We start from the raw sequence: 13,475 nt of genomic DNA, 5'->3' as shown, positions 1-13,475 counted from the left end.
GCTCTCTCTCACACCGTGTGCGTAATCTGGGGGAAATCCCGGGTCGCGATACTGAAGTGTCCCCCTACCCCGGGCGGTGGTGCACGGACCGTCTGAACTGCAAGGATGTGGCAATGGACAAGCAGCAGGAATTCGTCCTCAGGACCCTTGAGGAGCGCGACATCCGCTTCGTGCGGCTGTGGTTCACCGACGTCCTCGGGTTCCTCAAGTCCGTCGCCGTCGCCCCGGCCGAGCTGGAGCAGGCCTTCGACGAGGGCATCGGCTTCGACGGCTCGGCGATCGAGGGCTTCGCACGGGTCTACGAGTCGGACATGATCGCCAAGCCGGACCCGGGGACCTTCCAGATCCTGCCCTGGCGCGCGGAGGCTCCCGGCACCGCGCGGATGTTCTGCGACATCCTGATGCCGGACGGCTCGCCGTCCTTCGCGGACCCGCGCTATGTCCTGAAGCGGATCCTTGCCAAGACGTCCGACCTGGGCTTCACCTTCTACACGCACCCCGAGATCGAGTTCTTCCTGCTGAAGAACAAGCCGGTCGACGGCACCCGCCCGACGCCGGCGGACAGCTCGGGCTACTTCGACCACACGCCGCAGAACGTCGGCATGGACTTCCGCCGCCAGGCGATCACCATGCTCGAATCGATGGGCATCTCGGTCGAGTTCAGCCACCACGAGGGCGCTCCGGGCCAGCAGGAGATCGACCTCCGCTACGCGGACGCGCTCTCCACGGCGGACAACATCATGACGTTCCGCCTGGTGATGAAGCAGGTGGCGCTGGAGCAGGGCGTGCAGGCGACGTTCATGCCGAAGCCGTTCTCGGAGTACCCGGGCTCGGGCATGCACACCCACCTCTCCCTCTTCGAGGGCGACCGCAACGCGTTCTACGAGTCGGGTGCGGAGTACCAGCTCTCCAAGGTGGGCCGCTCCTTCATCGCGGGCCTCCTGAAGCACGCGGCGGAGATCTCGGCCGTCACCAACCAGTGGGTCAACTCCTACAAGCGCATCTGGGGCGGCTCCTCCCGCGCGGCCGGCGCGGGCGGCGAGGCCCCCTCGTACATCTGCTGGGGCCACAACAACCGCTCCGCCCTCATCCGCGTCCCGATGTACAAGCCCGGCAAGACCGGCTCGGCCCGCGTCGAGGTCCGCTCCATCGACTCCGGCGCCAACCCGTACCTCACGTACGCGGTCCTGCTCGCCGCGGGCCTCAAGGGCATCGAGGAGGGCTACGAACTCCCGGCCGGCGCCGACGACGACGTCTGGGCCCTCTCCGACGCGGAACGCCGCGCGATGGGCATCGAGCCGCTGCCGCAGAACCTGGGCGAGGCGATCTCGCTGATGGAGAAGAGCGAGCTGGTGGCCGAGACCCTGGGCGAGCATGTCTTCGACTTCTTCCTGCGCAACAAGAAGCAGGAGTGGGAGGAGTACCGCAGCGAGGTGACCGCCTTTGAGCTGAAGGCGTTGCTGCCGGTGCTGTAACTCCTGAGTCCCGGAGCGGCCGTGTTTTCGGCCGGAGGTTCCGACGGCACGCAACGGGCCCCGCGGTGAGTACCGCCGGGCCCGTTGTCCGTGGCCGTTCGTATGCTCCTGAGCATGACGGAGGCGGAGAGCGCGGCACCAAACACCCGCGGCATGGCATGGTCTTTTCTCGTGACCGGGGAGGAACGGCAGTTTCAGGGAAACTCCGGCTACGAGGACATCATCGAGGAGTCGTACAGCTACGACTCGACCGTGGGGAACCACCAACACGTGGCGGTCGGTGACCTGGTGGTGGTACGGAACGGCAAGGAAGCCCTCGGGGCGGGATACGTAGAAGCTCTCCAGGTACTGCCCGACCAGGAGAAGGTCCGCAGCCGATGCCCCTTCTGCAGAAGTACCGGCTTCAAAGAGCGAGCCACGATGCTGCCCCGGTTCTGGTGCAGTCGCTGTAAGAACGCCTTCGACACCCCGACTTCCGAAACCGTCCGCGTCACTGCTTTCCGGGCGCACTACGGAGGGACCTGGCAGCCTCTGGACGGCTGTCTGGACAAGGCGCAGTTGAGCGAGCTCAGCCTGAGCCGGTCCGACCAGCAGTCGATCAAGAAGATGGACCGTCGCCGAACCTTGACCGCTATCGATGCCCGGGGAGTCCGCCTGCCGAGCCGTCGTGAACTCCGCCGTGCGGACGGACATCGACCGCAGGAGCTGCCGGGCGGGCGCCGGAGGTCGGCGTCCGCAGTGCGACGTGGCCAGGATGGGTTCCGCCGTGCCTTGGTACGCGAGTACGGGCTGATCTGCGCCGTCACCGGCGCGGCGCCGGCCGAGGTCCTGGAGGCAGCCCACCTCCGCCCCTTCGCCGAAACGGAGCAGCACCGTGTGGAGGAAGGTCTGATCCTGCGGTCGGACGTGCACCGTCTGTTCGACAGCGGTCTGCTCGCCATCGACGCCGAGCTGGTCGTGCACGTAGCACCGAGCCTGGCAGGTCACGATGTGTACAGCGCCTTGGCCGGTGTGCCTCTGCGTGTTCCGCCGGATGCCCCGATAGACCGGGCTGTCGTCGCGGACCACCATGCAGCGACCGTCGCCACCTGGTGACATCGCCGAGCTGTGTTGCCTGGACGACGGTCCAAGGGGGCGATGGAGTTGCACCTTCCGTAGCGGCATGTGGTCCGGTGTACTTACGTCCCGCTTCTCCGAGGAAAGGCCCCTCATGCCCGCGTCCTTCATGCCGCCTCGCCAGGTCAGGATCGGTGACGCGGCGGCCTTTGTCGGCTGTACGCCGCGGGCGATCCGGCACTACCACGAGATCGGCCTGCTCCCCGAGCCCGAGCGGGGCGGCGATGACCGCCGCCGCTACGGGTACGAGGACATGATCCGGCTGCTGTGGATTCGCAGGATGGCCGACGCCGGTATTGCGCTGGAGGACATCCGCGACGCCTTCGCCGAGGATTCCGGCGGAGCGGACAGCGGGGACGGTATCGAGGCCATGTTGGGGCGTGTGGAGGAATCCCTCGCCGCCCAGGAGGCAGAGCTGCAGCGCCAACGCACCGCCGTGCAGCGGATGCGCGCCGAAGGCAGCCGGACGGGCCTGCTCTCCGATCTCGTCACCGAACGCCTCAAGGGCCTGCCCGAGGGCTCCCTGCGCCAGGCCGACCTGGACACTCTCCTGGTCACCGAGCGGATCTTCGGCCCGCTCGGAGCAGCCGTCCAGGCCACGCGCTTCGTCGCCCTGGCCACGCATCCCGCTCTGCGGGAGGAATCCGATCGCATCGACGCCGCCGAAGAGGCACTCGACGACAGCGTCGCCGTCGACGACCCGCGAGTCGCTCGCGTGGCCGCCGAACGGCACGCCTTCGAAAGCGCCCTGCACGCCGTCATCGAGGAGACCGGCCTCGACGAGGGCGACGATGCCCTCTTCGACGCCTGGGACGCTGCGCACCCTGAGACCGGCGATGACGAGAAGGACGGTTCAGGTTCTGGCTCCGGCAGGGTCATGAGTGTGCTCGAAGCCACCGGAAAAATGCCCTATGACCTCTCCCCGGCCCGCCTGCGCTGTATGGAACTGGCCGAAGAGCTGTCCGTGCTCACGGCGGATGAGGGGGGTGGGGATCCACGGCATGCAACATAGTCCCGAGGTGGCTCCCGGAGACCTTTGTGCCCACCCCCCTGACCGCGTACCTCGCAGGTCTGACCGGTCTGCAAGCACCATGCAACCTAGCAAGGGGTACTGACAACTGCCCGCGCTTCCGGAGGGGGCGCGGGCAGGGCGGGAGCGCGACCTCCTACACCGGCGGTGTCCCCGGCGGTGACGGGGCCGGGGGAGGGTTGGGCAGCGGCGGGCCCGGGTTGGGTGGGAGCTTCGGGGGGCCGCTGCCGTGCCGGCCGTCGTTCAGGAGCTTGCGGGGCGTCAGGCCGTAGATGCCGAACGGCGGGAACAGGTCGACGCGGCGCGGGTAGTCGCCCTCCGCGCACTCCTCGCAGAGCAGGTCACGGCCGACCGGGGTCTGCCGGGCGGCGGTGACCGGGGCGTTCCAGCACGCCTCGCAGTCGAGGACGTCCGTCGGGGAGAGGGTGATCATCCGGGCCTCCCGGGTGGTGCCGGTAACGCCTGGCGGGTGCTGCGCATCAGGTGCCTCCGTCGCTGGTGGAGCTGCGGGGGTGGTGGGCCCTCATCGGCGGGTCTCCCGCCAGACGCGGACGAGCTTGGCCGCGTCGGGGCAGATCGCCCCGGTCCGGCAGGCGGTGCAGGTCATCGTGTGGCCGAGCAGGGCGCGGTAGGCCGTGTCGGGGGATTCGGTCGTGGTCACGTTCGCCTCTCTGCTGATCTCGGCCCAGACGTACTCGGCGGTGCGGGTGCGCGTGTGCCCGTAGCGGTCCGCCGTGGCCAGGGCTGCGAGGACGGCCGCGTGTGCGGTCGCGCTCAATTCGGCGGGGAGATCGGCCTCGACGCGGATGACGTCCAGGTCGGTGGCCACACGCGGTTCGGTGCCTGTGGCGGCGGCGAGCATGCCGGTCAGCGCCGCAATCCGCGCTTGTGCAGAGCGCACACTTCTCCCCTGTGAACTGAAGGTCACTCCAGGTAATGCTGAGTATTCAGCTTCAACCTGATGGGTTAGCTTTGTCAACCAGCGACGCCCATACCGACGCCGAACACACGGAGCTGCTCAAATGCCACGTGATACGCCGTACTTGCAGGTGGCGGACAAGCTGCGGGCTCGCATCCGGGCCGGTGAATGGGCCGTCGGCGACAAGCTGCCGTCCCGGGCGCGGTTCGCCGAGGAGTACGGCGTGGGCCAGTCCGTGGCGCAGCGGGCCATGGAGCGTCTGATCATCGAGGGGATCCTCGAAGGCCGCGCCGGTTCCGGTACGTACGTCCGCCGGGCCCGCGAGCGCCGGCGCATGGTCCGTTCACGCCACCGCGAGCAGCGGAACAGGAGTCCGTTCGCCTCGGACATGGCCGAGCTCGACCATGAGGCGGACTGGGAGTGCACGAGCGTGGCGCGCGTACCCGCGCCGGAGGACATCGCGGAGCGTCTGGCGATCGAGCCCGGCGACCTCTGCGTCGTGACGGACTACGAGTTCCTCGCCGACGGCATGCCCGTACAGCTCGCCAAGAGCTGGGAGCCGATGGCCATCACGGACGGGACGCCGGTCCTGCTCCCGGAGATGGGCCCGCACGGCAAGATCGGCGTCGTCGAGCGCATGCGCTCCATCGGTGTGGACATCGCCACCGGCATCGAACTGCCCCGCCCGGCCCGCGCGACGCGCGAACAGGCCAACCTGCTCGGGATCTCCATCGGTGACCTGGTCATCGAGATCGAGCGCACGTACTTCGACCGCGAGGGCCGCCCCGTGGAGACGGCCGATGTCGTCGTGCCGGACATCCGCTGGGAGATCGCCTACGAGATCCGCATCGACCAGCCGGACTCCGACTAGCCGGACTCCGACTAGCCGGACTCCGGTCAGCCGGATTCCTGGCGCGGCTGCCGAGGGGGCGGGTACACCGACGGGCCTGGCCCTTCGGCGTCCCCGCCCTCACGCCAACCTCCACCCTCACGCGAACCCCCGCCCCATCTCGTCCAGGATCTCGTCGATCACCGCCGCCGGCTCCCGCGCCAGGTCCTCCTCGATCCACATGCGCATCGCGATCCGGAGCGAGGCCAGGAAGCCCGCCGCCAGGACGATCGGGCGGACCGGGGCCGACTGGGGGCCGGGGCGGGCTGCCACCGCTTCGGCCAAGTCGCGTTCCAGGGCGGCGTGGTTGGCCAACTGGCGTGCCAGCAGCGAGGGGTGACGCATCGCCAGGCGGGTGCGGATCGCCCATTCGCGTTCCGGGGGTGCCACGCGGTCCGCGAACTGGGCCACCGCCGCGCGCAGGGCCGGCCAGGCGGGTTCGTCGGCGGGGCGGTCGCGGACCGTGCGGACCAGGGCCCTGATCTGCTGCTCCTCGCCGTGGAGGAGGGCGTCCTCCTTGTTGGTGAAGTAGTTCGAGAACGTTCTGCGGGAGATCCCGGCCGCGTCCGCCACCGCCTCGACCGTCACCTGGTCGAAGCCGTGCTCCACCGTCAGGCGCAGGGTCGCCTCGTGCACAGCCTGGCGGGTGGCTTCCTTCTTGCGTTCCCGAAGTCCAGGGCCCGCGGTGCTGCTGTCCATGGGGGCATTATCCCCCGGACGCATCCCCCGGGTGTGAGATTCTTGCTCAGTGGGCAAAATTGCCCAGTGTGCATGTATGGTGAAGCCTTCTCCCTCCCGTACGGGGTCGTGCACGGATTCGGGTTGACCCGGTGCCGACACCGCTGACGGGCCTCTCGTACGAACTTTTCCGGAGGTTGCGCGTGAGCGCAGCAGACACCGCCGCCGCCCCGGCCGGGGCCCCCGCCGCCGCACCCATGGACCACCGCCACGTCCTGCGGGCCCTCAGCGGGCTGCTCATCGTGCTGTTCGTGGCGATGATCAGCAGCACTGTGGTCTCGGTCGCGCTGCCGCAGATCATCGGGTCCCTCGACGGCACGCAGTCCCAGTACACCTGGGTCGTCACCGCGACCCTGCTCGCCTCCACGGCCTCCACCCCGATCTGGGGCAAGCTCGCCGACCTGTTCAGCAAGAAGCTGCTGCTCCAGATAGCCATCGGGCTCTTCGTCGTCTCGTCGGTCGCGTGCGGGTTCGCCCAGTCCACCGAGCAGCTCATCGCCTTCCGTGCCGTCCAGGGGCTCGGCATGGGCGCGCTCCAGGTGCTCGTCCAGGTGATCATCGCCGCGATGATCAGCCCGAAGGAGCGCGGACGTTACAACGGCTACCTGGGCGGCGTCATGGCCGTCGCCACGGTCGGCGGGCCGCTGCTCGGTGGGTTCATCACCGACGCCTCCTGGCTCGGCTGGCGCTGGTGCTTCTTCATCGCCGTGCCCTTCACCCTCCTCGCCTCCGTGATGCTCGCCCGCACCCTGCACCTCGTCGAGGTCCGCCGGCCCGACACCAAGGTCGACTACCTCGGGGCCTCGCTCATCGCCGCCGGGGTCAGCCTCCTGCTCCTCTGGGTCACCTTCGTCGGCGACGACTTCGACTGGATCTCCTGGCAGAGCGCACTGATGGTCGGCGGGAGCGTGGTCATCCTCGGGGCGGCCGTATTCGTGGAGAACCGCGTCAAGGAGCCCGTGGTTCCGCTCCACGTCGTCCGCCGCCGCGACCCCGCCCTCGCCATCGTCGCCAGCCTCGCCGTCGGCATGGCCATGTTCGGGGGCGCGGTCTTCCTCGGGCAGTACTTCCAGATCGGACGCGGCTACTCGCCGACCGAGGCCGGCCTCCTCACCATTCCGCTCATGGCCGGCGTCCTCGTCTCCTCCACCGTCGCCGGGCGGCTGGTCTCCAAGACCGGCAAGGTCAAGCCGTTCATCGTCGCCGGTGTCGTCGTCCTCGCCCTCGGCTTCCTCGGACTGTCCTTCATCGACCACGAGACCTCGCTCGTGATGGTGTCGCTGGGCATGCTCGGTGTCGGCGTCGGAGTGGGTATGTCGATGCAGAACCTGGTGCTCGTCCTCCAGAACACCGTGCCGCTCAGTGAGATCGGCGCGGCCAGCGGGGCCATCACCTTCTTCCGCTCCCTCGGCGGCACCATGGGCGTCTCCGTCCTCGGCGCGGTCCTCGCCCACCAGGTGTCCACGAAGATCACGGACGGGCTGGCGAAGCTCGGCATCGATCCCGCCGCCTCCGGCTCCGGCGGCTCCACCCTCAACGTCGCCGCCATGCCACCCCAGGTCCAGGACGTCGTCCGGGCCGCGTACGGGGACGCCACCGGCCACATCTTCCTCATCTCGGCCGGTATCGCGGTGGTCGGCGTCATCGCGTCGCTGTTCCTCACGCCGACGAAGCTGCGGGACAGCGTGGATCTGTGAGCCGCACCCACGGCCCGTCCAGCCCGCTTTCGCGCCCCCCGCGGGTGCGGAAGCGGGCTGTTGTACTGTTACGACCCCCGTACGCCACGGGGAACGACGCGATCGACCGAGGAGGTGAGACCCATTACCGCTGGATCAGGCTGGGTGCTCACCCCGCGCGATCACGTCGGACGGCCGGCAGTAACCGAAGCTGACCGGACGGACTAGGACGATCGTCGAGCGCCCATCGGATGTCCCGAAAGGCTTCGCTCGTATGTCGGTTCACCCCATCAGCACCACCCTCTCCACCACCGTCCTCGCCCTCCGCCGCGCCGGCTGCGTCTTCGCCGAGGACGAGGCCCTCCTCCTCCACGAAGCCGCCGCTTCCCCCGACGAACTGTCCGCCCTCGTCGAGCGCCGCGCCGCCGGGCTCCCGCTCGAACACGTCCTGGGCTGGGCGGAGTTCCGCGGTCGCCGCTTCGCCGTGGACGCCGGTGTCTTCGCGCCCAGGCGGCGTACGGAGTTCCTCGTGGCGCAGGCCGCCGACCTCGCACCCCGCCGGGCCGTCGTCGTCGACCTCTGCTGCGGCTCCGGCGCCCTCGGCGTCGCCCTCGCCGCAGCCTCGAACACCGCCGAACTGCACGCCTGCGACGTCGAACCCGCCGCCGTGCGCTGCGCCCGGCGGAACGTCGGCGACCTGGGGGAGGTGTACGAGGGCGATCTCTTCGTCCCCCTTCCCGCCCGCCTGCGCGGCCGCGTCGACGTGCTCCTCGCCAACGTTCCGTACGTGCCGACCGCCGACGTCGAACTGCTCCCCGCCGAGGCCCGCGTCCACGAACCGCGCGTCGCCCTCGACGGGGGCGGCGACGGCCTCGACGTCATGCGCCGGGTCGCCGCCGAAGCGCCCGAGTGGCTCGCGCCCGGCGGCAGCCTGCTCGTCGAGGCCGGTGAGCGGCAGCGGGACACGGCGGTGGAGGTCCTGCGTGCCGCCGGGCTCACTCCGCGGGTCCTGGTCTCCGAGGAGCTGTACGCCACCGTCCTCGTCGGGACGGCCCGGGTCACGTGAAGCGGTAGCGCGTCTGGCTGTACGGCTCCCCCTTGCCGAAGCCGAACACCGTACGGGGGTGGACCGCGAACACATGGGCGTGGCCCGCCTCCGCCTGGACGAAGCTGCCGTCCTCGACGTCGAAGTGCCAGTCGGCGCCGTACTTCGCCTCCCACTCCCGGGCCAGGGCGGTCAGCCGCTCGTGGTCCGTCACCTGGTCCGCCCGGCCCTCCACCACGACGTCGAAGCCGGAGTCCAGGGTGTTCGCACCCGTCGTCAGGACCACCTCGGGGTTGGCCGCCAGATTGCGTGCCTTGCGCTCCTGCGGGCCCGTGCAGAAGTGAAGGGCGCCCTGCGACCAGACGCCGATCAGCGGGGTGACGTGGGGGCGGCCGTCGGGGCGGACCGTGGAGAGCCAGTACAGCGGGGCGTCGGTCAGTACGGCGGCCGTCTCCGGCCAGGGGCGGGCCGTCGCGCCCTCGCTGCTGTAGCGGGCGTCCAGCTCGGTGGTCGGGGGCTGCTCGGTCGTGGACATGGTTCCTCCGGGTGGTGTCCAGCGGTGCTGCTGAACGGTGCTGTCAATCGGTGCTGTCACGGGGTGCTGTCACGGGGTGCTGTCAGGTGCTTTCCCCGTGGGTGGACTCCGCCGTCGCCCCGAATTCATCGGCACAGGACTAGGCTCGGAGAGCTGTGACGCCGGCAGGGAAGCGGCCGAACAGTTACGCAGATCGGTTCGGCTGGCAGGAGAGCACGGATGACGACCGCGCCGGGGCGCAGGAGCAGTACGTTCACCAGGCTGCTGCGGCACGGATTCACCGACCCGTCCGCCGCCGAGCAGCTCCTCGACCTGGACGCGCTCGCCTCCGTACGGTCCGATCCGGTCCTCCTGGAGGCGCTCGGGGCCACCGCCGACCCCGATCTGGCCCTGCGCGGACTGGTCCGGATCGTGGAGGCGGGGGAGGAGGGCGAGCGGCAGGTGCTGCTCGACACCCTCGTCACCGCCAAGCCCCTGCGCGACCGGCTCCTCGGGGTCCTCGGCGCATCCGAGGCGCTCGGGGACCATCTGGCCCGGCACCCGCGCGACTGGCAGGCGCTCGTCACGTACGAGTCGGCCGACCTGCATCCCGGGGTCGCCGAGTTCGAGCAGGGGCTCGCCGAGGCCGTCGACCCGGATTCGCTGCGGGTCGCCTACCGCCGGTGCCTGCTCACCCTCGCCGCCCGGGACGTCTGCGGGACGACCGGTCTCGCCCAGACCGCCGCCGAGCTGGCCGATCTCGCCACCGCCACCCTGCGCGCCGCGCTCGCCATCGCCCGCACGTCGGCACCCGAGGACGCCGCGCAGTGCCGGCTCGCCGTCGTGGCGATGGGCAAGTGCGGCGGGCGGGAGCTGAACTACATCTCCGACGTCGACGTGATCTTCGTCGGGGAGGCGCGCGACGGGGTCGACGAGACCAAGGCCATGCAGGCCGCCACCCGGCTGGCCGCGCACATGATGCGGATCTGCTCCGACACCACCGTCGAGGGCACCATCTGGGAGGTCGACGCCAACCTCCGCCCCGAGGGCCGCAACGGGCCGCTCGTGCGCACCCTGAGCTCCCACCTCGCCTACTACCAGCGCTGGGCCAAGACCTGGGAGTTCCAGGCCCTGCTGAAGGCCCGGGCGGTGGCGGGCGACCCCGAGCTGGGCGCCGAGTACGTCGAGGCCGTGTCGCCGCTCGTCTGGGGGGCCGCCGACCGGGAGAACTTCGTCCCCGACGTGCAGAAGATGCGCCGCCGGGTCGTCGACAACATCCCCGCCGACCGCATCGAGCGCGAGCTGAAGCTCGGACCCGGCGGACTGCGGGACGTCGAATTCGCCGTCCAGCTGCTCCAGTTGGTGCACGGGCGCAGCGACGCCTCGCTGCACAGCGGCTCCACCCTGGAGGCGCTGCGGGCGCTCGCCGAGGGCGGGTACGTCGGCCGCGCGGACGCCGCCCAGCTGGACGAGGCGTACCGCTTCCTGCGCGCCATGGAGCACCGCATCCAGCTCTACCGGCTGCGCCGCACCCATCTGGTCCCCGAGGACGAGGCGGATCTGCGGCGGCTCGGTCGGTCGCTCGGGATGCGCACCGATCCGGTGGCCGAGCTGAACAAGGCGTGGAAGCGGCACGCCTCCGTCGTACGGCGGCTGCACGAGAAGATCTTCTACCGGCCGCTGCTGGACGCCGTCGCCCAGCTGGCCCCCGGCGAGTCCCGGCTCAGCGCGAAGGCCGCCGCGATCCGTCTGGAGGCCCTCGGGTACGCCGACCCGGCGGCCGCCCTGCGGCACCTGGAGGCCCTCTCCTCCGGGGTGACCCGCAAGGCCGCCATCCAGCGCACGCTGCTGCCGGTGCTCCTCGGCTGGTTCGCGGACTCCGCCGACCCGGACGCCGGGCTCCTCGGCTTCCGCAAGGTGTCCGACGCGCTCGGCAAGACCCCGTGGTACCTGCGGCTCCTGCGCGACGAGGGCGCCGCCGCGGAGAACCTCGCCCGGGTCCTCTCCGCCGGCCGCCTCGCCCCGGACCTCCTCCTGCGGGCCCCGGAGGCGGTGGCGATCCTCGGCGACCCGGAGGGGCTCACGCCGCGCACCCGGGAACACCTGGAGCAGGAGGTACTGGCCGCGGTGGGGCGCGCGGGCGACGCGGAGTCGGCGGTCGCGGTGGTGCGCGGGGTGCGCCGCCGGGAGCTGTTCCGTACGACGGCCGCCGACCTCATCGGCTCGTACGGCACCGAGGACAGCCCCGCCGAGCAGGACCACGGGGCCCTCGTCGACCGGGTCGGCTCCGCCGTCACCGACCTCAACGCCGCCACGATCGCGGGTGCGCTGCGGGCCGCCGTCCGTGAGCGGTGGGGCGACACCCTGCCGACCCGGTTCGCCGTCATCGGCATGGGCCGCTTCGGCGGACACGAGCTGAGTTACGGCTCCGACGCGGACGTCCTCTTCGTCCACCGGCCGCGCGAGGGCGTGAGCGACGAGGAGGCGGGGCGGGCGGCGAACGCGGTGGTGAGCGAGATGCGGCGACTGCTCCAACTTCCCACCGCAGACCCGCCGTTGCTCATCGACGCCGATCTGCGTCCCGAGGGCAGGACCGGGCCGATGGTCCGCACGCTGAAGTCGTACGAGGCCTACTACCGGCGCTGGTCGCTGGTCTGGGAGAGCCAGGCGCTGCTGCGGGCCGAACACATGGCGGGCGACGAGGAGTTGGGGCGGGCCTTCGTCGAACTGGTCGACCCGTTGCGGTATCCGATGGAGGGGCTCGGCGAGGACGCCGTACGCGAGATCCGCCGGCTCAAGGCGCGGATGGAGTCCGAGCGGATGCCGCGCGGCGCGGACCCCACGCTCCACGCGAAGCTGGGGCGGGGCGGGCTGAGCGATGTCGAGTGGACCGTGCAGCTGATCCAGATGCAGCACGGGTGGGCGGAGCCCGGCCTGCGCACGACGCGTACGCGCGAGGCGCTGGCCGCCGCGTGCGCGGCCGACCTGATCCCGGCGGAGGACGCGCAGACGCTGGACGAGGCGTGGGTGCTGGCGGCGCGGGTGCGCAACGCGGTGATGCTGGTGCGGGGGCGGCCGGGCGACACGTTCCCGTCCGATCCTCGGGAGTTGGCGGCGGTGGGGCGGTATCTGGGGTACGAGCCGGGGCATGTCGGGGACATGTTGGACGACTACCGGCGGACCACGCGGCGGGCTCGGGCGGTGGTGGAGGGGCGGTTCTACGGGGCGGCGGGCTGAGGGGTGTTCCCGGGGCTCCGCCCCGGCGCCCCTTCCCGGGGCTCCGCCCCAGACCCCGCTCCTTCAAACGCCGGAGGGGCTGGAAAAGACGTCCTCAAGCGCCGGACGGGCTGGAGTGCGCGCCGGACGGGCCCAACGTGCGGCAGTGCTCCATGAACGCCCCCAGCGCCAGCTCGAACGCCGCGTCCGCCCGGCCCGGGCCGATCGCCGCCAGTGCCTCCGCCAGGTTCTCCGTGCCGGGGGAGTCCGCCGGGAGTTCCCACATCGTCTCCGGGGCCGCCAGGTCCAGCGCCGAGCCCAGTACCAGGTTCTCCAGGGCCGTGATCACCGTCATCACCCGGTCCACCGGGAAGCCCACGTCCAGGAGCAGGCGGACCGCCTGTTCGTACTGGGCCAGTACCTTCGGGGCCCGTACCGGTGACGTCATCAGCAGCGGGATCGCGTGCGGGTGGGCGGCGAAGGCGGCGCGGTAGGAGCGGGCCCAGGCGGTCAGGGCCGTGTCCCAGGGGTGGAGGTCCAGCGTGGCCGTGTCGATCGACGCGCTGACGCGTTCGCGGACCAGCTCGATCACCCCGGCCCGCCCGTCCACATGGTGATACACCGAACCCGTCTGCACCCCCAGCCTGCGGGCGACCTGCGGCACGCTGAACTCCCCGTGCTCATCAAGCAGTTCGAGCGCCGTGGCACCGATGCGCTCCCGGTCGAGCAGCGGTGTGCGCGGCCGTCCCATGTGCGGTTCTCCTGATCTGCGTCGGCGAAAGGTCTTCCCCGATGACCTGGGGTGAGGCTACATTCCCCGAAACCGAAAGGCTTTAGGTTTACGTCGCGGAAGGGCT

General features: G+C 70.7%; 12 protein-coding genes. 7 read left to right on the top strand and 5 right to left on the bottom strand.

The window, feature by feature from the left end; genetic code table 11:
• Positions 1-113 precede the first annotated feature (113 nt).
• From glnA2 to IE134_RS10045, 3 genes are all read left to right on the top strand, one after another.
• A complete protein-coding gene (glnA2, locus tag IE134_RS10055) occupies positions 114-1,475 on the top strand; it encodes a gamma-glutamylpolyamine synthetase GlnA2 (RefSeq protein WP_006124033.1) in 1,362 nt (453 codons plus the stop codon).
• Positions 1,476-1,589: 114 nt separating this feature from the next.
• On the top strand, positions 1,590-2,570 hold the full coding sequence (locus IE134_RS10050; RefSeq protein ID WP_189430254.1) for an HNH endonuclease: 981 nt from the start codon (positions 1,590-1,592) through the stop codon (positions 2,568-2,570).
• Between the two features lie 115 nt (positions 2,571-2,685).
• Positions 2,686-3,603, top strand: coding sequence for a MerR family transcriptional regulator (locus IE134_RS10045; protein ID WP_189430252.1), 918 nt, complete (start codon positions 2,686-2,688; stop codon positions 3,601-3,603).
• Between the two features lie 154 nt (positions 3,604-3,757).
• On the opposite strand, the gene IE134_RS10040 is transcribed toward IE134_RS10045, so the two are convergent.
• Positions 3,758-4,054 (bottom strand): hypothetical protein, encoded by a 297-nt coding sequence (locus tag IE134_RS10040; RefSeq protein ID WP_030718530.1) that lies wholly within the window; start codon positions 4,052-4,054, stop codon positions 3,758-3,760.
• A 90-nt stretch (positions 4,055-4,144) separates the two neighbouring features.
• Positions 4,145-4,483: a hypothetical protein gene (locus tag IE134_RS10035; RefSeq protein WP_089114959.1), complete on the bottom strand. Its 339-nt coding sequence runs from the start codon at positions 4,481-4,483 to the stop codon at positions 4,145-4,147.
• A 160-nt stretch (positions 4,484-4,643) separates the two neighbouring features.
• Between IE134_RS10035 and IE134_RS10030 the strand changes: the two genes are divergently transcribed.
• A complete protein-coding gene (locus IE134_RS10030) occupies positions 4,644-5,411 on the top strand; it encodes a GntR family transcriptional regulator (protein WP_098018404.1) in 768 nt (255 codons plus the stop codon).
• Between the two features lie 117 nt (positions 5,412-5,528).
• On the opposite strand, the gene IE134_RS10025 is transcribed toward IE134_RS10030, so the two are convergent.
• The gene (locus tag IE134_RS10025) at positions 5,529-6,128 is read right to left on the bottom strand and encodes an acyl-CoA-like ligand-binding transcription factor (RefSeq protein ID WP_098018406.1); all 600 of its coding nucleotides are present in this window, start codon (positions 6,126-6,128) and stop codon (positions 5,529-5,531) included.
• A gap of 236 nt (positions 6,129-6,364) precedes the next feature.
• Between IE134_RS10025 and IE134_RS10020 the strand changes: the two genes are divergently transcribed.
• Both IE134_RS10020 and IE134_RS10015 read left to right on the top strand, forming a co-directional pair.
• Positions 6,365-7,864 carry an MDR family MFS transporter gene (locus IE134_RS10020; RefSeq protein WP_126931423.1) on the top strand — a complete coding sequence of 500 codons (1,500 nt, stop codon included), beginning with the start codon at positions 6,365-6,367 and terminating at the stop codon, positions 7,862-7,864.
• Between the two features lie 253 nt (positions 7,865-8,117).
• A complete protein-coding gene (locus IE134_RS10015) occupies positions 8,118-8,909 on the top strand; it encodes a putative protein N(5)-glutamine methyltransferase (protein WP_189430250.1) in 792 nt (263 codons plus the stop codon).
• Here IE134_RS10015 and IE134_RS10010 read toward each other — a convergent pair.
• A complete protein-coding gene (locus IE134_RS10010) occupies positions 8,902-9,423 on the bottom strand; it encodes a pyridoxamine 5'-phosphate oxidase family protein (RefSeq protein WP_189430249.1) in 522 nt (173 codons plus the stop codon). The genes IE134_RS10015 and IE134_RS10010 overlap by 8 nt on opposite strands.
• A 219-nt stretch (positions 9,424-9,642) precedes the next feature.
• Between IE134_RS10010 and IE134_RS10005 the strand changes: the two genes are divergently transcribed.
• Entirely contained in the window at positions 9,643-12,639 is a 2,997-nt protein-coding gene (locus IE134_RS10005) for a bifunctional [glutamine synthetase] adenylyltransferase/[glutamine synthetase]-adenylyl-L-tyrosine phosphorylase (protein WP_189430247.1), read from the top strand.
• Between the two features lie 94 nt (positions 12,640-12,733).
• Here IE134_RS10005 and IE134_RS10000 read toward each other — a convergent pair whose 3' ends face one another.
• Positions 12,734-13,369: a TetR/AcrR family transcriptional regulator gene (locus IE134_RS10000; RefSeq protein ID WP_032784696.1), complete on the bottom strand. Its 636-nt coding sequence runs from the start codon at positions 13,367-13,369 to the stop codon at positions 12,734-12,736.
• Positions 13,370-13,475 lie beyond the last annotated feature (106 nt).

This window comes from Streptomyces rubiginosohelvolus (genome assembly GCF_014649875.1).
GTDB lineage: Bacteria > Actinomycetota > Actinomycetes > Streptomycetales > Streptomycetaceae > Streptomyces > Streptomyces rubiginosohelvolus.
This window is presented reverse-complemented; position numbering and strand designations above follow the sequence as displayed.

What these genes read in the sequence shown, in the direction of transcription:
- IE134_RS10000 (WP_032784696.1), bottom strand. Translation starts at nt 13,369, where the DNA reads ATGGGACGGCCGCGCACACCGCTGCTCGACCGGGAGCGCATCGGTGCC.
- IE134_RS10045 (WP_189430252.1), top strand. Translation starts at nt 2,686, where the DNA reads ATGCCCGCGTCCTTCATGCCGCCTCGCCAGGTCAGGATCGGTGACGCG.
- IE134_RS10030 (WP_098018404.1), top strand. Translation starts at nt 4,644, where the DNA reads ATGCCACGTGATACGCCGTACTTGCAGGTGGCGGACAAGCTGCGGGCT.
- IE134_RS10035 (WP_089114959.1), bottom strand. Translation starts at nt 4,483, where the DNA reads ATGCTCGCCGCCGCCACAGGCACCGAACCGCGTGTGGCCACCGACCTG.
- IE134_RS10015 (WP_189430250.1), top strand. Translation starts at nt 8,118, where the DNA reads ATGTCGGTTCACCCCATCAGCACCACCCTCTCCACCACCGTCCTCGCC.
- IE134_RS10040 (WP_030718530.1), bottom strand. Translation starts at nt 4,054, where the DNA reads ATGATCACCCTCTCCCCGACGGACGTCCTCGACTGCGAGGCGTGCTGG.
- IE134_RS10050 (WP_189430254.1), top strand. Translation starts at nt 1,590, where the DNA reads ATGACGGAGGCGGAGAGCGCGGCACCAAACACCCGCGGCATGGCATGG.
- glnA2 (WP_006124033.1), top strand. Translation starts at nt 114, where the DNA reads ATGGACAAGCAGCAGGAATTCGTCCTCAGGACCCTTGAGGAGCGCGAC.
- IE134_RS10010 (WP_189430249.1), bottom strand. Translation starts at nt 9,423, where the DNA reads ATGTCCACGACCGAGCAGCCCCCGACCACCGAGCTGGACGCCCGCTAC.
- IE134_RS10005 (WP_189430247.1), top strand. Translation starts at nt 9,643, where the DNA reads ATGACGACCGCGCCGGGGCGCAGGAGCAGTACGTTCACCAGGCTGCTG.
- IE134_RS10020 (WP_126931423.1), top strand. Translation starts at nt 6,365, where the DNA reads ATGGACCACCGCCACGTCCTGCGGGCCCTCAGCGGGCTGCTCATCGTG.
- IE134_RS10025 (WP_098018406.1), bottom strand. Translation starts at nt 6,128, where the DNA reads ATGGACAGCAGCACCGCGGGCCCTGGACTTCGGGAACGCAAGAAGGAA.